Raw genomic sequence first — 19,232 nt, forward strand, 5'->3', positions numbered from 1 at the left:
TCAGCGGACGGATAACCGGGATCACCCGGAGACACGCCTGATGAGCGAGCTTTTTTACAACGCGGTGCCGAACGCAACCCGCGTTGCACCGCCACTGCCCGAACCTCGGCAATACCCCAGCGAGAAACCCTCGCAGGTCTACCTGTTCGGGACGTGTGTAGTCGACCTCTTCTACCCGGAAGCCGGGATGGACGCGATCCATTTGCTGGAGCGCGAAGGGATCCGGGTCGAGTACCCGCAAGGGCAGAGCTGCTGCGGACAACCGGCCTACACCTCGGGTTACACCGAGCAGGCACGGACGGTGGCGCGCTCACAACTGGCGCTGTTTGCCGGGGATTATCCGGTGGTCGTGCCGTCGGGCTCCTGCGCCGGCATGCTGCGAGAACATTACGCCGACTTGTTCAAGGACGAGCCGGACACACTCAAACAGGTCCAGGCCCTCGCGGCCCGTACCTATGAGTTAGCGGAGTTTCTGCTGTTCGTCTGCAAGGTGCAGCTCAAGGACAGCGGCGCACCAGTGAAAGTCGCGCTGCACACCTCGTGCTCAGCGCGCCGCGAGATGAACACTCACCTGCATGGCCGAGAGTTGTTGGCGCAGTTGAGCAACGTGGAACGGGTCAATCACGACCACGAAAGCGAATGCTGTGGCTTCGGTGGGACATTCAGCGTCCGTATGCCAGACATTTCCGGCGCGATGGTGGCTGACAAGACCCGAGCGCTGAAGGAATCCGGCGCACACAAGGTGTTGAGTGCGGACTGCGGCTGTTTGATGAACATCAACGGTTCGCTGGAAAAACAGAAAGAAGCGCTGCGCGGCCAACACCTGGCGAGTTTCCTCTGGCAACGAACCGGGGGTGCGCAATGAGTACCTCGGCGATTATTCCTACGGTCACCGTAGAAGAAGATTTCCGCACCCGGGCGCACAACGCCTTGGGTGATCCGCAGCTACGGAACAACTTCCGTACGGCGATGGATTCACTGATGACCAAACGGGCAGCGGCTTTCAGCGATGCCCACGAAAGAGAACACTTGCGTGCTCTGGGCAACTCGATCAGAGCCCGCGCGCTCTCCAAGTTGCCCGACCTGCTCGAGCAACTGGAACAAAACCTGACCCGCAACGGTGTGACAGTGCACTGGGCGGAAACGGTGGACGAAGCCAATGGCATCGTCTTGTCGATCATCCGCGCTCACGAGGCGCGGCAAGTGATCAAGGGCAAATCGATGGTCAGCGAAGAGATGGAGATGAACCATTTCCTCGAGGCTCAAGACATTGAATGTCTGGAGTCCGACATGGGGGAATACATCGTCCAGCTCGACCACGAGAAGCCTTCACACATCATTATGCCGGCGATCCACAAGAATGCAGGTCAGGTCGCGTCCTTGTTCCACGACAAACTTGGCGTGGAATACACCAAGGACGTTGACCAACTCATTCAGATCGGTCGCAGAGTCCTGCGGCAGAAATTCTTCGAAGCGGACATCGGCGTCTCCGGCGTCAACTTCGCCGTGGCCGAAACCGGCACCTTGCTGCTGGTGGAAAACGAAGGCAACGGGCGCATGACCACCACCGTGCCCCCCGTCCACATCGCCGTCACCGGTATCGAAAAAGTCGTGGAAAACCTGCGCGACGTGGTCCCGCTGCTATCGCTGCTGACCCGCTCGGCGCTGGGCATTCCAATCACCACTTACGTCAACATGATCTCCGGTCCACGCAAGGAACATGAACTCGACGGCCCGCAGGACGTGCATCTGGTGCTGCTCGACAACGGTCGCAGCCAAGCCTTCGCCGACAGTGAACTGCGTCAGACCTTGAACTGCATCCGCTGCGGCGCCTGCATGAACCATTGCCCGGTCTACACCCGGGTCGGCGGTCACACCTATGGTGAGGTGTATCCGGGGCCAATCGGCAAAATCATCACCCCGCACATGGTCGGTCTGGCGAAGGTTCCAGACCACCCGAGCGCCTCGTCGTTGTGCGGCGCGTGCGGCGAAGTGTGCCCGGTAAAAATTCCTATCCCGGCATTGCTGCGTCGCCTACGCGAAGAGAACGTCAAAGCCCCCGACAGCCCTCATCAAGTGATGCGCGGTCAGGGCAGCAAGTACTCGCGCAAGGAACGTTTCATCTGGAACGCCTGGGCGAAACTCAACAGCTCGCCGACCCTGTATCGGTTATTCGGTTTCTTCGCCACGCGCCTGCGCGCCCTGGCGCCGAGCAATGTCGGCCCATGGACGCAGAACCACAGTGCACCGAAACCCGCCGCCCGCTCATTGCATGACATGGCCCGCGAGCATCTGGCCAAACAGGGAGATCGCTGATGAGTGCCAAGCAAAATATCCTCGGCAAACTGCGCAAAAGTCTGACCGGCACCACGCCGATTGCTGACGACTTCGACGTCGATCTGGTGACTCAGCCTTACACCTACAGCGCCGAACAACGCATCCCGCAACTGCGCAAGCTGATGGAAGCGGTGCACACCGAAATCCATCTGACCTCAGACGCAGAGTGGCCGGCACAGCTCCAGCAATTGCTGCGCGACCGTCAATTGCCCAGCCTGTTGATCGCACCGACGACAGCGCACGGGCAACGAGTCACGCAGCACTGGGCGAACAATCCTGACCTGCCAACGCTGAAATCCTACAACCGGCCGATGGAAGAATGGAAAGCCGAGTTGTTCAACGACACCCCGGCCAGCCTCACCGGCACCCTCGGCGCCATAGCGGCAACAGGTAGCCTGATTCTCTGGCCGACCCGCGAAGAACCGCGCCTGATGAGCCTGGTGCCGCCGGTGCATTTCGCTCTGCTCAAGGCCAGCGAAATCCGCGACAACTTCTATCAGGTGCAGCAAGAATTTGAATGGGCTCAGGGCATGCCGACCAACGCGCTGCTGGTGTCCGGCCCATCGAAAACCGCTGACATCGAACAAGTGCTGGCCTATGGCGCCCACGGCCCGAAAGACCTGGTGGTATTGATTCTGGAGGACCGATGAGTCTACCGGCGGCTTTCCTGCGCGATGCGCAGCAACTGATTCCGGCTGATCGACGCTTTGACGATCCGCTATCAACCCTGGCTTTTGGCACCGACGCGAGTTTCTATCGGCTGATCCCCAAACTGGTGATCCGCGTCGAGTCCGAAGACGAAGTGGTGACCCTGCTGAAACTGGCTCAACGCGACCGTGTACCGGTCACGTTCCGCGCCGCCGGCACCAGCCTGTCGGGGCAGGCGATCAGCGATTCGGTTTTGATCGTGCTTGGGGATAACTGGAACGCTCGCGAAATTCGTGGCCAGGGCACGCAAATCCGTCTGCAACCGGGCGTGATCGGTGCCCAGGCCAACGCCTGGCTGGCGCCATTCGGACGCAAGATCGGCCCCGATCCCGCCTCGATCAATGCCTGCAAAATTGGCGGTATCGTGGCCAACAATGCCAGCGGCATGTGCTGCGGCACCGCGCAAAACACCTATCACACGCTGGCCGGCCTGCGCCTTGTTCTGGCCGACGGCACGCGCCTTGATACTGAAGATGCCCACAGTGTGGCGGCGTTTCGCGCGAGCCACGGCGATCTGCTCGAACGTTTGGCGACGCTCGGTCGCGAGACTCGCGCCAATGCCGAACTGGCCGAGAGAATCCGCCATAAATATCGTCTGAAAAATACCACTGGCCTGTCGCTCAACGCCTTGGTGGACTTCGATGAGCCTGTGGATATCCTGAGCCACTTGCTGGTCGGTTCCGAAGGCACTCTCGGCTTTATCAGCGCGGTGACTTACGACACCGTTATCGATCATCCGAACAAGGCCTCGGCGCTGATCGTGTTCCCGGATGTGGAAACCTGCTGCAACGCGGTCACCGTACTAAAAAGCCAACCGGTGTCGGCGGTGGAACTGCTGGATCGGCGCAGCCTGCGTTCGGTGCAGAGCAAACCGGGCATGCCTGCTTTCGTACAGCAACTGTCGAACAATGCCTGTGCGTTATTGATCGAATCCCGCGCGGCTTCTTCCTCATTACTGCAGGAACAACTGGCGCAGATCATGGCGTCACTCAGTGGTTTCCCGGTGGAGAAACAGGTCGACTTCACTGAAGACCCGGTCGAGAACGCCCGCCTCTGGGCAATCCGCAAAGACACCTTCCCCGCCGTCGGCGCCGTGCGCAAAACCGGTACCACGGTGATCATCGAAGACGTGACATTCCCGGTCGAGCAACTGGCAATCGGTGTGAACCGCTTGATCGAACTGTTCGACAAACATGCCTACGACGAAGCGATCCTTTTCGGACACGCACTGGAAGGCAATCTGCACTTCGTTTTCACCCAAGGCTTCAACAGCGCGGAAGAAGTCGCACGCTACCAAGCGTTCATGGACGACGTCGCGCAATTGGTGGCCGTGGAGTTCGGCGGCTCGCTCAAGGCCGAACACGGCACCGGGCGCAACATGGCGCCGTTCGTTGAGCTGGAATGGGGCAGCGACGCGTATCAACTGATGTGGCTGCTCAAACGCCTGCTCGACCCCAACGGCATCCTCAACCCGGATGTGGTACTCAGCGAAGACCCGCAGATCCACCTCAAACACCTGAAACCGCTGCCGGCGGCCGACGAGATTGTGGACAAGTGCATTGAGTGCGGCTTCTGCGAACCGGTCTGCCCGTCGAAAGGCCTGACCCTCAGCCCACGCCAGCGCATCGTGATCTGGCGCGACATTCAGGCGAAAAAACGTGCCGGCATCGACACCACCGAACTGGAAGAAGCCTACGAATACCAAGGCATCGAGACCTGCGCCGCGACGGGTTTGTGTGCGCAACGATGCCCTGTAGGCATCAACACCGGCGAACTGGTGAAAAAGCTTCGCGGTCGACACGCAACGCATCAGAAAACTGCCGACTGGATCGAAGGAAATTTCGCCAAGACCCTGCAAGGGGCACGCTTCACCCTGCACGTAGCCAACGGCGCGCGAATGCTGCTCGGTGCGCCGCGTCTGACCAAGCTTTCGGCAACGCTGACGCGCCTGTCCAAGGGCCAAGTGCCTCTGTGGACGAGCGCGATGCCGCAACCGGAGAAAGCCATCCGTTTCAGCCCGAGCGTGTCGGACGAACGCCCACGCGTGGTGTATCTGGCGGCGTGTGTGTCACGGGTCATGGGCCCGGCGGCGGGCGATAAAGAGCAGATGTCGCTGTACGACAAAACCCGTGGCTTGCTGGAAAAGGCCGGTTACCAGGTCGTCTTCCCGGACAATCAGGACAACCTCTGCTGCGGTCAGCCCTTCGCTTCAAAGGGCTATGCGGAGCAGGCCGAACACAAGCGGCAAGAACTCATCAGCGCCTTGCTCCACGCCAGTCGCGGCGGGCTTGATCCGATCTATTGCGATACCAGTCCGTGTACGTTGCGACTGGTGCAGGACGTCGCCGATGTGCGTCTGGATCTGTACGACCCGGTGCGTTTCATCCGTACGCACCTGCTTGATCGGCTGGACTTCACGCCTCAGGACGCACCGATTGCAGTGCATGTGACGTGCAGCACTCAGCACCTGGGCGAAAGCCAGGCGCTGATCGATCTGGCGCGCAAGTGCAGCAAAACCGTGGTGATTCCGGAGGGTATTCATTGCTGTGGCTTTGCCGGCGACAAGGGCTTCACCACACCGGAACTGAACAGCCACTCGCTGCGCACACTCAAGGACGCAGTGCAGCATTGCAGTGAAGGGATTTCCACCAGCCGCACGTGCGAAATCGGCCTGACGCAGCATGGCGGGATCGACTATCACGGCTTGGTTTATCTGGTCGATCGAGTCACACGAGCCAAATCTGCCTGATCCATTTGTATGGAAAAGGGGCTATTTCGCCCCTTTTCAAGGCGAGCAGAGAGGTGTCTCGGCTTTTTCATACCGAACGTAAAAAAAAACGAATTCCTCTGCGCAGCCGCAGTCGATTAATCAAGCCCTAAACGAACGTGGCTTGTTCCGACCTCGGCAGAGCCGCCAGATCGTCCGGCAGCACCGAGACCAACTGTTCAAGGAGATACCCATGAAACGCACTGCTTTTGCTGGTTTGTTTATTTCCGCCGCACTGCTGGCCTCCCCCGTGTTTGCTGCGGACAACGATCTGTGCACCTCAAAACTGCAAGAACTCAAAGACAAGGTCACGTCCCTCCCGGCCACGTCGGAAAACACCACCATGGACATCAAGCGCATGCAGGGCGACGCGGAGATGGCGCAAAAAGCGGGTGATGACAAGAAATGCATCGCCTCGGCCACGCAAGCGCTGCAACGCGTAGACAATCTGGCCAACGAACCCGCCAACTAATGACAGCGTGGCCAACCTTCGGGTTGGCCTTCCCCTGTCGTTTGGCGTACACTGCGCAGGCTTGTTGCTCATCAAGATGTACAGAGCAATGAGTTCGGGGCCGTTTAGGATTCGACGCCGGTTGCGAAACTTTAGGTGCATGCCGAGTTGGTAACAGAACTCGTAAATCCACTGTTGCAACTTCTTATAGTTGCCAATGACGAAACCTACGGGGAATACGCTCTCGCTGCGTAAGCAGCCTTAGCCTTCCCTTCTGGTACCTTCGGGTCCAGCAATCATCAGGGGATGTCTGTAAACCCAAAATGATTGTCATATAGAACAGAATCGCCGTGCAGTACGTTGTGGACGAAGCGGCTAAAACTTACACAACTCGCCCAAAGCACCCTGCCCGTCGGGTCGCTGAGGGTTAACTTAATAGACACGGCTACGCATGTAGTACCGACAGCGGAGTACTGGCGGACGGGGGTTCAAATCCCCCCGGCTCCACCAAATAAACATCTAAAGACGTCCAAGGGCGTCTTTTTTTGTGCCTGAAATCCAGTAAATACGGGGCTTTCAGGTCCAACTGGGTCCGATGGTATCTGAACTCATCCTACAATTCGTGTATTCCACGTGGTATTCCAAACCCACGACTGGTATTTTTGGAATACACGCAGTACCGGAGATCACCATGGGTGCTCAAACAACGCGGCTTTCAGACGTCAAAGTCAAAGCAGCGAAACCAAAGGAAAAAGACTACATCCTCACTGATGGCGACGGCCTTCAGATGAGGGTGAGAGCCAATGGCTCGAAACTATGGAATTTTAACTACATTCACCCAGCAACCAAAAAACGGATCAACATGGGCCTTGGCACCTTTCCGGAGGTGAGCTTGGCTCAAGCCCGGAAACGGACCGTAGAAGCCAGAGAGTTGGTGGCGCAAGGGTTAGATCCGAAGGAGAAGCGTGACGCGGATCGGCAAATATTAAGAGCGACTACGGAACATACCTTTAAAAACGTTGCCACCGCGTGGTTCGAACTCAAGAAAGACGCTGTTACCACTGCCTATGCTGAAGACATCTGGCGTTCGCTGACGCTGCATGTTTTCCCCGACCTGGGTACAACCCCGATCTCAGCGATCACCGCACCGGCGGTCATTAAATTACTTAGACCGCTTGAGACCAAAGGCAGCCTTGAGACCGTAAAGCGGCTAAGCCAGCGTCTTAACGAAATCATGACTTACGGCGTGAATTCCGGCTTGATTCACTCAAACCCACTCAGCGGGATTCGTTCGGTTTTCAAGAAACCAAAAAAGAAAAACATGGCAGCGCTCGCACCAGACGAACTGAAAGAACTTATGGTGACGGTGGCCAATGCCAGTATAAAAAGGACTACACGCTGCTTGATTGAGTGGCAGCTCCACACCATGACTCGTCCCGCAGAAGCAGCTACCGCACAATGGGCAGACATCGACATCGACAAGAGGATCTGGACAATACCTGCGGAGCGGATGAAAAAGCGTCGGACTCACATCATCCCACTTACGGAACAGGCTTTGGGGCTTCTAGAGGCTATAAAACCGCTTAGCGGCCACCGAGAGCATATTTTTCCAGCAGACCGGAATCCCCGGACCCATTGCAACAGCCAAACGGCCAATATGGCTCTGAAGCGCATGGGGTTTGAAGGTCGCCTGGTGAGCCATGGAATGCGCTCAATGGCCAGTACCATCCTCAACGAGCACGGCTGGGATCCTGAGCTGATCGAGGTTGCGCTTGCTCACGTTGACAAGGATGAGGTACGTAGCGCGTACAATCGGGCCGATTACATTGAGCGTCGACGCCCAATGATGAAGTGGTGGAGCGAACATATCAAGGAAGCAGCTACCGGAAACCTTTCAATATCCGCAATCATCGATAGCCTAGACTGAAGCTACTCTTCGATGAGCTGGAAGACCAACGTCTTATCTTCGGGAGGCGTGTGAGCAGGCGTTCGCTTGCAATCGACAGAGCTAAGTGAAGGCAGCGTTTTTTCGCTGCCGAACTGTTTGTTAAAAATCTGACCATGATGAGACATAGAGCGCGCTGCTCAGGGGCCATGCATGCAAACGCCATACGGACGCTCCTACATGACATAGGATACAAAAAAATCACCCGACACGGTTTTCGTTCTTCATTCCGAGACTGGGCTGGGGAATGCACTCACTACCCACGTGAAGTTTGCGAAATGGCGCTAGCGCATGATGAGCGAGATCAAACTGAAGGGGCATATTCGCGTACTGATTTTCTCGACAAACGGCGCGACCTAATGCACGACTGGAATAAATTTATTACGTCCCTCAATAGCCATGTGGGTTAAACACGCCCCTCCCGACCAACATTCCTCCACGGGTTCGACAATGTAGCGTCGGCGAGATACGAACAAACTAATCTCATCAAATATCAGCAGACCGAATGAAAGAAAAAAAGCCCACGTTATTTTCGCCGAGCCAATTCGCAATGCATATGAATGAACGTATTGGCAATACCACAATAAATGCAGCCATCGCTAGAAATCACCACATTCTCCGAGACCACTTCTTCTCACCACTTACCGAGCCTGACGCACATCTAGAACTGTTAGAAAGAATCCGTTCCAGCATCAGCACCCCTGAAATTCAGGGGCAGTTACAGGACGACTGGGACAACGAAGCCAGCAAGCACGACGACGAAATCACTATATTGCTTCAGAACGTGAAATACGCTTGCTTATACTTGGAATTAGCCAGCGCTGCCGAGCAGAATAAAGATCGCGACCGGGCGTGGGCTTTTAATAACGAGTCCAGCCTAATGATTGGCAAAATCATAGAGGGCTCAGCGAACATCCAAAACCTTAACGAGTCTAACAAACGCTCTGTACAAAACAGCAACAATGCTCAGGGCCGAAATAAATCTTTATTACCTGTGAAAGAGGAAGTTACAAGGCTATTGGAGAAATTGCGGCCAGAAGCAGGTTGGCCTTATAAGTCAACCGCAGTAGCGGCGCTAGAACCTTCTTTGACCGTTTTTATCGAAAGCAACAACATTTCTGGTGTACAGATCTCTAACATTGAAAATTGGCTGACCAAATGGTTGCGTGAAGATGAACTCGTGAATTCTGTTTGGGAGAAAACCAAGCGTTCACCAATAAATAATAAATTAAAGAATACATATTAATCACCATAGAGTTTTCAGCGCTGCGCAGGTCGCTCGACAGCGCCGAACCCTAGGCCCTGCACTCTTAAGCAGCCATTAACGCTCTAGGTCTGCCACGGGCGTCTTTAGAGCGAGGGTATGACCCTTTTCCCATGCCTCGCCCTTCAGTTTGAAGTTTCATGTATAGATCCGTCTTAGTGAGATAAACCACAGCGCTCCACAAACCGCTGCGCAGTTCGACATCCGTATGTTCAATCATTCCAATCCCACAGCTCTTATAGGCAAGCTTTACCGCATTGCAGTTGTAATACAGGCCTCGGCCTTTCGTAACAACGCTCGTCCAATACTCGCCAATCCGTTTGGCCAGAGTTATGTCTTCTCGAACCTTAGAGCCGTCAAAGAAAAACATCATGTGATAATGGAAGCCTTTCTTCGGCCCGTGCTCCAGCTTCCAGATGTAGCCCACCATGTCACCAAACAGCTTATTCGACCTCGCGTTTTCGAACAGGCGCTTTCGATCTCGCTGAGCTTGATCCTGCTCTGTCTTGGAATTTTCTTCCGAGTAAGAAAGATCAACCCTCAACACCAGCAGCCTGGCATGGCGTTCGAACAACGCGTCTACATATTCTTTGAGTCCCTTGTAGTTTTTATTACTCGACCGTTGATAGCTGTTGAGCTTCGCTAGAAAGCTCTTAGTTTTAACCGCTTGACGGATCTGATCCACGCACCCGTTCAGGTACGCCATGAGCTTATGCGTCTCATTGACCGGTCTTCTCAGCCGCCATGACAAAGAGGGGTGATACAGACCAAATTTTTTAACGTGATCCACTGCCATTTCAATATACGGCTCCAACGTGTAAAGCGCATTGAATCGGGCGTCGTCAGGAATATGAAGCCTTAGTAGCTTGAGTAGTATCTTGCCAGGGGCATTAACCTCTAGGCATGCACTATCAAACTCATCCAAAGCACTCAGGCCAAACGCATCTCCTTTCGACTTTACTAGCTTCTCCACCAACGATGAGGCTTCTTTTAAAGTACAGATCAAGCCTGCATCCAAAGCTCCTACTTGACCCACTCCCTCTATATGCATATCCATCTTGCTCACAAGCGCCTCATAACGCTCTTCGTCACTACTCGCCACATACACCTCCTCATATTTCAAGACACTTAATCATTAATGATAACTGCTGATTGACTTGACTGTTGATCAAGTCAATTCACTACATTTTGATATCTGTAGATACACCTCACTCACTACTTACACGCAAGCATATGTGATGCTTGCTGAATGGTTACTAAACTCTAGAGAGTAGATCTATTATTATCTAGAGTAGTAATACTAATAACATATAAACCAAAAATATTAAGGCAAGCCGATCTCGATCGAAGCACTGCCAGCAGCGCACCTCGCAATAGAAGTATTAGTTGAAACCGTATACGGAGTTAGTGTTCGAATTCAGCTAGAAAAGATTAAAGGTGATTTCAGCCCCTTTCATCAGCAAACAGGTCTTTTAGGATTAGCGCACCACCGTGGCAGACATGCGCTGCTCAATCCAGGTGGTGATTTCGGAGTCAATCCAGCCGATGGCCGCTGGCCCTAATTTGATTGGTTTGGGGAACGTAGCGTCGTACCTCGGCGACTGGGTGTCCATGCGATCGTAGATCGTTGACCGTCCAAGGCCAATACGCTCGGACAGTTGCTTCAGGCGCAAGATCCTTGGGTAGAAAACGGCTTCTGTATTTGTCACTTGCCTTCTCGTCATGTGTTGGGAATGACGCAACTTTATGCCTCCCTCGCCCTAGACTTAAGGCTCCAGCGACCAGTATTTTTTTACGGCGAGTCGAGCGCCGGTCTGACTGGGCCAGAGGCTGTAACACTCTCAATAGGAACTAAATGCGTATACCGAGGAACTATCTCGGTATGCGTTTTGACTGACAAATGCCGAGCGTTGGGGACGGGAGGACTAACTGCTTCCGCCGCAAATGATTTTGAAACTCATTACACACCTATATCACGGTACTGAATATTCATCATGGATGCTTCAACCATGTCATTTCGGTGCCCTTTCTGTAACTCGCAAAACATCGCTTTCCATAAAACAGCCATGCGGATCGGTGCCGTTCTCGGCGCCGTCGGAGGCGCAGCACAAGGCGTCAGCGCCGCGCTCGCTGCAACCCGCATTGTCCCTCCTGTCGGGGGCACTCCCGATCCATTTGCTATCACGCTCAGTGCATTCTCTAGCGCCATCCTCGGCGGACTAGCCGGAGGCGTGAGCGGTTGTATTGTTGGCGCTCAACTTGGCGAAAAGCTGGATCGTCATGTTCTGGCCAATAACTTCTGCCTGACCTGCGGGCATCGTTTCAACCTCCCTACTTAATCAATCTCTCAAATTACCCCGCCTAGTGCTGCGTTCTACGCAGCGCTTATGCCGATCTATACCCAAAGGAACTACTCTTATGGCACATCTCGTTGAACAAATGGCATACGTTGGCGATGCACCCTGGCACGGCCTTGGCTCTGCGTTGTCGCCGAAACAGCCCCTAGAAATCTGGCAACGTGAAGCCGGTATGAATTGGCAGATCCAGGAAAGCCCAGTTCATTTTAAAGCGGATGCATCAGGCCACCTGGGCACAATTCACTCGTTCCCAGAACAAAAGGTGTTGTATCGCTCTGACACTAAAGCGCCGCTATCGGTGGTATCCAAGCGCTATCAAGTGGTACAGCCGCGCGAAGTTCTGGAGTTCTATCGAGACCTTACCGAGTTCTCGGGGTATGAGCTGGAAACCGCTGGCGTGTTGAAAGGTGGACGCAAGTTCTGGGCTCTTGCCAGAACAGGTCAAGCGGCCACGCTGAAGGGACATGACCAAGTAAACGGCTATCTACTACTGGCTACCTCATGCGATGGCACTTTGGCCACCACAGCGACGCCTACGACCGTTCGAGTGGTCTGCAACAACACGCTGACTGTCTCTCTGAACGGAGCCACCCACGCCATTAAGGTCCCACATAGCACTCGCTTTGATCCGCGAGCAGTAAAAAAGCAGCTAGGTATCGCCGTCTCGCAATGGGACGAATTCATGTATCGGATGCGCACCCTCGCAGAACGCAAGGTCCAGACGAAGGAGGCTCTCGGATTTTTTATGGAGGTGCTATGTGATACCAGCGCTAATAGCCCCATTCCCAACGTACTGCCTAACAAGCGAGCAATGGAGAAGGTACAAAGCCTGTACGAAGGTAGAGGCCGAGGAGCAGATTTGGAATCTACTCACGGTACAGCATGGGGGTTGCTGAACGCTGTGACGGAGTATGTGGATCACGAACGGCGCGCCCGCAGTTCGGAATATCGGATGGATTCAGCATGGTTTGGCCAAGGTGCGGTAATCAAACAGAAGGCCCTTGGTGCCGCTTTGCAACTCGTTGCCTGAGAGCAGCTCACTTAACCGCGTTTGGTCAGCGCGTCCTGGCGGTCAAACGCTTTTTTATCTATTCCTTGCTTGGTTGCGGCTTCGCAGCGATTCGACTGGCGATTTTCTCAAGGAGAAGCATGTCTTCTTCAGTTAAATAGCCTGCATCCACTGCGTCCGCGATTTTTTCGAGCACCAAGCGGGAACGAGGGCTTGCTTGAGCGGCAAACATCTTATCCTGCCTAAAGGTATTGTTTTGCGACTCAGTCGGATCGGAAACGTTGGTAACAACGCTACCCAAAGAACGATCTTGAACCAAAGAAAAATCAAGCATATCCCCGGAGCCTTCAGCCAGCCACCTTGCAGATACATTGCATACCGCAGCGAGTTGTACAGCAAAAACTGTCGCTCTTGATTTTCCACGTTCAAGGTCAGAAATCGAGGCCTGCGTGAGGCCTGCACGCTCAGCTAGCTCAGTTTGGTTGAGTTCTGCGTGTAGTCGGGCGGCTTTGAGTCTGTCTTTAAATTCCATCAGCGCAGTATTACGGGTGCTCCCATATTCTTGCAAACAGGATTACCCGTAATGTACTGTATGGGAATCCCTATATCTAATCGGAAGAGAGAAATGAACAGTATTTATCAGGACCTTGTCGCCTTCTTCGGCACACAAGAAATCACAGCCGAAAAATTGAGAGTTGATCAAAGCACCGTTTCCGGTTGGGTCCGAAGAAAACACGGCATGTCGCCAGTAGTCGCCAAGCGGGCGGAGGCTTTAACGGGAGGTGTTTTTAAGAAGGAATCCCTTTGTCCTGGGTTTCCTTGGGCAGAGATCGCTATCTAGGAGGCGGACGTGAAAACTTATCTGTTAGAGGCAAAAAACCCGGAAATCATTCGTACGATCCATGAAGTACTTTTGAAAAGTCCGAGATTAGAGTTTGTTTTTCTGGATGATGACCCGGCTAAACATGGAACCTTTTTCTACGGCTTCCCTATCGTAGGCGGCCTTGATCTGGCAGTTCAGCTCAAAGAGCATGATGCAAAGTTCGTAAACTTAATTAGCGACTCTCCAAACATTCGCCACGAAACTACGAATAAAGTCCTCAAAGAAGGCGGAGTACTAGACAACCTAATACATCCTGACGTTGACTTGAGCATGGTCAAAATAGGCGTGGGCAATTGCATCCAAGCTGGCGCGGTCTTACAGGCCGATGTGTCTATAGGCGACAACACTAGCATTCATGCAAGAGCTTTCATCGGGCATAGTTCCCAAGTGGGGGATTCGGTGATTATTGCGCACGGAGCAACCATATCTAAACATTGCATAATTGATGATGAGTGTTTCATCGGCATTAACGCAACCATTCTACCCTACGCAAATATCGGCAAGGGAGTCACCATAGGTGCGGGAACGATAGTCAGTGGAGATATCTCCGACTATTCCTGCGTATTGAACAACTCTACAAGAATCATAAAAACCGACCCTCGCCTATAATTGCATTAGTACCTTGCATTGCAGCCTATAAAGCGCTTGGTATGCCCTTAATACGACACACTCACACCCCCCTGTGAAACTTCAAGGCTCCTATCGCAACACAGTAATAGCAAAATAGGTAGCCTGCCACCCAAAAAGCAGGAACTCCGTTTCATTACCCAATACAACCGAAACCAGGAAAAGCAAACAAAATGAAAATTCATTATCTGCTCGCCATTACGACCAGTGTCTCAGTTCTTACCGGCTGCGGCCCCAGCGAACTGGACTACAGAAACGCACAATTCTCTAATGGCAAGATATACGCAAACAACGACAACAAGCCGTTCACCGGATTCGTGACAAATCTTCCTGATCGCAACATCCGCACAGCTAATAGCTACAATGAACTTCTCGTAAGTTTCAATCAGGCTATGACCAAATTTCATTCAGATGAAAATCTTTTCTACGGACGGCACCTTGTTTGCAACTCCACGTTTAAAGACGGCTACCTGTCCGGCCAGACGACCTGCTATAAATCCAATACCACAATCAAACGCTACACCGCCCAATATAACGCTGGCAACCTTGATGGAAAGGTAGAGCTTTTCGCTACAGATGGAACGACTTTACTAGCGAAAGCCAGTTTCAAGAATGATTTACGGGACGGCAAGACTGAAATTTACGGTCCTCACACTGGCAAGCTAGTCGGTGAATACAATTCCACTAATGGCAAGGCAGACGGGGAACAAACCTCTTGGGACGAAAACACCGGAAAAATGACTTATCACGCCACCACTAAAAACGGGGCCTACGTGGACTCTATGAAACTATGGACCCCCGAGGGTGTACTCACTGCCGAAGTTCCATTTGTGGACGGAATGAAAACAGGACTGGTCAAGACATGGCATGAAAACGGTAGGCCTTTGAAGTTCGTCACCATGGTAGACGGCATAAGACACGGGTCATCTCAAGAGTGGGACGAGGACGGCAATCTTATCAGTTCGGGCAACTACAAACGGGAAGCATGGTATCCAGACGAAGCCCCCAAAGCAGAAGAGTCCACTATGGTTTCCAACGAGGACAACTCCTGCTCCACCAAATGGATTGATGCCTTCCACAAGGAAAACGGTGAAGACACAATGATTACCAGCGACCAGCTTGGTGAATGGGATGAATGGTGTGCCGAGGGCAGAATACCCAACTGAACAGTCACATACATGACACAGTCCCGAGAATGGCTCCAACAATGGAACAACTCTCGGGCACCTACACTGCCTGTAATAATTGCTTTTTTAGGTCATATCGAGCGGAAAAATGATAGACTTAGAGCTTTGATATGCATGTATAAGGATATTTCAATGGCAATAAAAATATTATTACCTCTTTGCACTTTACTGCTGCTAACAGGTTGCCAAGCGCAATCCTCCCCTCTACCGAAAAGCCAGAAGCTCTCGCCGGATAAAGTCGCTGTAGTCGATGTGACCATTGAGCAAAAATACCCAAACCTTTCCGCAGAGGTTCGCGAAAAGATACTGAATACCGTGGTGCAATCACTGGACAATATGGTGTTTGTCGAAGGTGGCGAGTTCCAGATGGGGGATTTTGGTTGGCCCTACGACGATGACCCCAAAAATCTATGTGACTGGCCATGCGGTGTGGACACGGAGCAGATGGGTCATATCAGCATGGACGGTGACGACGACTTCGTTCATTCCGTTAAGCTGAGCAGTTATTATCTGTCGAAATACCAAACAACACTGGGCGATTTCGATTTGTTCTTTATTGCTCAGGGCAAACCGTTGTTTGATGCGGAAAATCGCAAGCGAGAAGATCTGAAGGAAATTCTTTACGCGCCAAATCTGCCTGCGCCGACCCAAAGCTGGCAAGAAGCCAAGGACTTTTGCGGCTGGCTAGGAGCCCTGAGTGGATATCCTATCGATCTGCCCACAGAAGCCCAATGGGAATATGCCGCCCGCAGTCGCGGATTGCATGTGTTCTTCCCTACAGATAACGGCAGTTTGAATTACGGACGAAATTTTCCTCTCCAAGGAAAGGGACGCACCTTTGCTGTAGACAGTTTCGTTCCTAATCCGCTAGGACTCTATAACATGTCAGGCAACGCTACCGACTGGGTAAACGACTGGTACGATAAAGACTATTACCGCCACTCGCCATTGGAAAACCCTCAGGGCCCGGCTACCGGAACGGAACGAATCCGTCGAGGCACCAATGCAGGCGAAGATCCTTTGCTCACGGCCAGTACTGTTCGACGATTCCCTAATGAGCCTACAAGAAGCAGGCATTTACCCGGTACAAGTTTTCGCTGCGCAATCCAATCCAATCAGCCACTTTAAAGCACTCCAGCAGCCAACAAAGGCGCTTTCAAGCGCCCTTGTTGTCGTTCAGAATCATGCCAAACCATCAAACCGGCCACTGTGCTGTGCAGCCACCAGCACATTCTCCTTACGCCAAGCATTGCTGGGGTTCCAGGCCAATCGGACTGTAGTATCGGAGGTCTGGTTTACCGCCAAGCTATCAATAAAACGATTGAACTGGTCTTGTTCATGCCCATTGAGCAAGGCGTTAATTCGCTCCAAACTCTCCATGGCATTGACCTTTGTCGCGCCGAGTGAACAATGCTCCAGCACTTCAATAAATTGCCGCCAGCGACGTACTTCGGACAGAAGAATGACCAAGGCCTTCTCCTGCTTTTCGTTGAAGCTACCAATCCCTCTGGCGATAACCCCTTCTGTTAGCAGGTAGACCATGGGACCAATGGTTTCAGGCGGCAGCACGCTCAACGGCACATCTTGCCCTTGAATCCGCATGATCTTATCTGTCTTATGCGCAATCAAATAATCGGCCAGCGCTTCAGCCTCAACCCTTGTGGCTTGTCTCTCTGTCCACCAAAAAAGCATTTCATCCCTCCCCCACTCAAACCCCTCAATGGTCTTTTTCACTGGTGAGGTCGCCACCTGATACAACCCTGATGCCATGTAGCTAAAAGCTTCCTCCGTCACCCCCAACAGGTGCCTGTAATCTATATCCGCCAAGGCATTACAAAACAGCAACGTCAGCTTTCCCACCTGCTCAAGGTCCACCACCGTACCAAACCCACCACCGGCACCAGGACCGAATACCAGCGAGCCTTTGCAGTTAAATGCCAACCGGTCTTTCGCAATGCTGAAGCCAAACTCACCACCGGCACCGATCCCCAAGGCGACATTCCCTTCAGCCTTGATCTCTGCCAACTTCGCCCAGTTGCTATTGGCGTTTGTCTGACCGACGACGGCTTTCCCCGTCCCTTGTTTTTCCGGTTCAACCCACTCAAAGGCACCGCTCAGGGCCCCACCGGTTTGCGCACCTGCAAAGGCATCGCACTTGACACCAATGTTGCCACTGCGACCGATTTCCATGGTCGGTGTACCCAGTAACGCGGTGGCTCCTGCGGGTGTTTCAGTCGGTTTGTATTGTGTTTTGACGCCAGCCTCGCCCTGTAACTTGGCTCCGACAAAGCACGATAACTCCAATTTGCCACTCAGGCGAAACACACCCATAGGGTGTAGAACCTCCTTTTTCAGAGCATTGAGATAGGCCATGTTCGCGACGTATCCGCCCTGACTAGGAAAATACGAATTCAAGGACGCTGACGCTTCAGCCAGCGAGAAAGCCGCGCTCCCTTTAACGCCCACATCGATATTGCCCTCTTTGGGGTTCCAGCTATTGACCCCCGCACTGGCACTCGCGGCGAAGCGCAGGATATGGGCTTCGGCGGATATGGCATAGGGCGATGCATCACTTTCATTAGAAGTCCAGGCCACTTCCTTATGCAACGCATTGAGCAGGTTATCCTGCTTGCTGGTCCAGGTACTGATCTTGAGTTCCAGAATGCCCAAGGGGCCTGCTTTGCGTCCTCCACCGACCGCGTTTTTTATGTCCTTGATCAGATCAGCAGCCAGTTGCTTGTTGAAGGGTTTTCCCGCCATGACGCGGGTAGGGACTCGGACATTCCATGCGGTTGTACTTCGCCACGGGATCGAAACGTAATGACGCTGAGTCGGGTCGCTGAACAGGATGATTTCCACTACGGTGACGCCAGATTTGGTCTGACTGCCTCGCTGACGTTCAATGCTGCGCCCCTTGCCATGTTTGAGATCCGGGGCGGCGCTGTTAGCTGTGGTAGAGCTGTCTTCGGATTCGGCTTTTTTTTGGGCCGCAAGTTGAGCACGAAGCTTGCCAATTTCCGTATCTAGTTCTTTGACCTTCTTGTCCCGTAAATCTTTCCAGTTAGTTTCAAATTGCATAACCCCAAAAGAGCTGGGGTTGTAACCTTGATACCAGTCACGCGCTTTCTGCAAAGTGGCCATTGTCCCCTGAAGATCTTTATCACTGGTCAGTGGTGCGGCTTTTTTTTGCTGGGATTTGGGGTCGCGCATCAGCAACCCGGCACCTTCGGCTTTGACTGCCCAAGCATCTTTGACGCAGCGTGAGCAGGCGCAGCTGGCATTGGGATCTTGAGTTTTCTTGCACTGGGTGGTGGGCAGCGCTTTCGCGAGGTTCTGATGCAGCTCATCCATCAGTTTCTGAACAGCACTGATTTCCTGCTTCAGTGCCTTCGACTGTTTGTCAGTCAAAACATAGAAATGGGGCTCACCGGTAATATGGGCCACATCGACCAATTCTTCATCGCACTGGGCTTGCCCCTTAAGTGCGGTGGAGCTGGTGTTATCCGCATGCATCGGTGGTGGCAGAGCTGGCTTGGGCGCGGTATCGGGCAGCTTCAGCTCCCAACCAGGCTGGATGTAGTTGGGATCAGTAATGATCGGGTTAAGCCCCTGGATCTCAGCCGTTTTAGCACCGCTTTGCTGGGCAATGTCTCCCAACGTATCGCCGTTTTTAACCGTGTAGGTGTTGTTCATCGGA

General features: G+C 53.2%; 16 protein-coding genes, 1 other RNA gene and 2 pseudogenes. 15 read left to right on the forward strand and 4 right to left on the reverse strand.

Translation table 11 applies throughout. The annotated features are described in order from the left end of the window. Positions 1-40: 40 nt before the first annotated feature. The 9 genes and pseudogenes from AACY11_RS05710 (at position 41) to AACY11_RS05750 (ending at position 9,454) form a co-directional block, all read left to right on the forward strand. A complete protein-coding gene (locus AACY11_RS05710) occupies positions 41-865 on the forward strand; it encodes a (Fe-S)-binding protein (protein ID WP_339465469.1) in 825 nt (274 codons plus the stop codon). Beyond that, entirely contained in the window at positions 862-2,316 is a 1,455-nt protein-coding gene (locus AACY11_RS05715) for a LutB/LldF family L-lactate oxidation iron-sulfur protein (RefSeq protein WP_339431679.1), read from the forward strand. The genes AACY11_RS05710 and AACY11_RS05715 overlap by 4 nt, the downstream gene beginning before the upstream one ends. Then, entirely contained in the window at positions 2,316-2,987 is a 672-nt protein-coding gene (locus AACY11_RS05720; RefSeq protein ID WP_339465466.1) for a LutC/YkgG family protein, read from the forward strand. Before AACY11_RS05715 ends, AACY11_RS05720 begins: the two co-directional genes overlap by 1 nt. Then, positions 2,984-5,794, forward strand: coding sequence for an FAD-binding and (Fe-S)-binding domain-containing protein (locus AACY11_RS05725; protein ID WP_339494052.1), 2,811 nt, complete (start codon positions 2,984-2,986; stop codon positions 5,792-5,794). The genes AACY11_RS05720 and AACY11_RS05725 overlap by 4 nt, the downstream gene beginning before the upstream one ends. A 211-nt stretch (positions 5,795-6,005) precedes the next feature. After that, positions 6,006-6,284 (forward strand): hypothetical protein, encoded by a 279-nt coding sequence (locus AACY11_RS05730; RefSeq protein ID WP_221730590.1) that lies wholly within the window; start codon positions 6,006-6,008, stop codon positions 6,282-6,284. Positions 6,285-6,380: 96 nt separating this feature from the next. Then, positions 6,381-6,773, forward strand: a transfer-messenger RNA (tmRNA) gene (ssrA, locus tag AACY11_RS05735). Positions 6,774-6,954: 181 nt separating this feature from the next. Continuing rightward, entirely contained in the window at positions 6,955-8,190 is a 1,236-nt protein-coding gene (locus tag AACY11_RS05740; protein ID WP_339494054.1) for an integrase domain-containing protein, read from the forward strand. Positions 8,191-8,348: 158 nt separating this feature from the next. Next, positions 8,349-8,618, forward strand: a pseudogene (locus AACY11_RS05745) (tyrosine-type recombinase/integrase); the annotation flags it as partial. 95 nt (positions 8,619-8,713) lie between these two features. Further along, on the forward strand, positions 8,714-9,454 hold the full coding sequence (locus AACY11_RS05750) for a hypothetical protein (RefSeq protein WP_339494056.1): 741 nt from the start codon (positions 8,714-8,716) through the stop codon (positions 9,452-9,454). Between the two features lie 64 nt (positions 9,455-9,518). Here AACY11_RS05750 and AACY11_RS05755 read toward each other — a convergent pair whose 3' ends face one another. Further along, positions 9,519-10,574, reverse strand: coding sequence for a YagK/YfjJ domain-containing protein (locus AACY11_RS05755; RefSeq protein ID WP_339494058.1), 1,056 nt, complete (start codon positions 10,572-10,574; stop codon positions 9,519-9,521). 376 nt (positions 10,575-10,950) lie between these two features. After that, positions 10,951-11,181, reverse strand: a complete 231-nt coding sequence (locus tag AACY11_RS05760; protein ID WP_339494059.1) for a helix-turn-helix transcriptional regulator — start codon at positions 11,179-11,181, stop codon at positions 10,951-10,953. Positions 11,182-11,538: 357 nt separating this feature from the next. Between AACY11_RS05760 and AACY11_RS05765 the strand changes: the two genes are divergently transcribed. Next, entirely contained in the window at positions 11,539-11,811 is a 273-nt protein-coding gene (locus AACY11_RS05765) for a hypothetical protein (RefSeq protein WP_339494113.1), read from the forward strand. Between the two features lie 79 nt (positions 11,812-11,890). Continuing rightward, positions 11,891-12,859: a DUF932 domain-containing protein gene (locus AACY11_RS05770; RefSeq protein WP_339494061.1), complete on the forward strand. Its 969-nt coding sequence runs from the start codon at positions 11,891-11,893 to the stop codon at positions 12,857-12,859. A gap of 307 nt (positions 12,860-13,166) precedes the next feature. On the opposite strand, the pseudogene AACY11_RS05775 reads toward AACY11_RS05770, so the two are convergent. Further along, positions 13,167-13,370 (reverse strand): annotated as a pseudogene (locus AACY11_RS05775) (helix-turn-helix domain-containing protein); the annotation flags it as partial. A gap of 93 nt (positions 13,371-13,463) precedes the next feature. Here AACY11_RS05775 and AACY11_RS05780 point away from each other — a divergent pair. The 4 genes from AACY11_RS05780 (at position 13,464) to AACY11_RS05795 (ending at position 16,663) form a co-directional block, all read left to right on the forward strand. Continuing rightward, on the forward strand, positions 13,464-13,679 hold the full coding sequence (locus tag AACY11_RS05780; RefSeq protein ID WP_339494063.1) for a YdaS family helix-turn-helix protein: 216 nt from the start codon (positions 13,464-13,466) through the stop codon (positions 13,677-13,679). Positions 13,680-13,688: 9 nt separating this feature from the next. Beyond that, on the forward strand, positions 13,689-14,330 hold the full coding sequence (locus AACY11_RS05785; protein WP_339494065.1) for a transferase: 642 nt from the start codon (positions 13,689-13,691) through the stop codon (positions 14,328-14,330). Between the two features lie 191 nt (positions 14,331-14,521). Next, positions 14,522-15,514, forward strand: coding sequence for a toxin-antitoxin system YwqK family antitoxin (locus AACY11_RS05790; protein ID WP_339494067.1), 993 nt, complete (start codon positions 14,522-14,524; stop codon positions 15,512-15,514). A 135-nt stretch (positions 15,515-15,649) separates the two neighbouring features. After that, positions 15,650-16,663, forward strand: a complete 1,014-nt coding sequence (locus AACY11_RS05795) for a formylglycine-generating enzyme family protein (protein ID WP_339494069.1) — start codon at positions 15,650-15,652, stop codon at positions 16,661-16,663. Between the two features lie 54 nt (positions 16,664-16,717). On the opposite strand, the gene AACY11_RS05800 is transcribed toward AACY11_RS05795, so the two are convergent. Then, positions 16,718-19,228, reverse strand: a complete 2,511-nt coding sequence (locus AACY11_RS05800; RefSeq protein WP_339494070.1) for a LysM peptidoglycan-binding domain-containing protein — start codon at positions 19,226-19,228, stop codon at positions 16,718-16,720. Positions 19,229-19,232: the final 4 nt, after the last annotated feature.

Origin of the sequence: Pseudomonas sp. RA_105y_Pfl2_P56 (assembly GCF_963970845.1) — a bacterium.
Taxonomy (GTDB): Bacteria; Pseudomonadota; Gammaproteobacteria; order Pseudomonadales; family Pseudomonadaceae; genus Aquipseudomonas; species Aquipseudomonas baetica_A.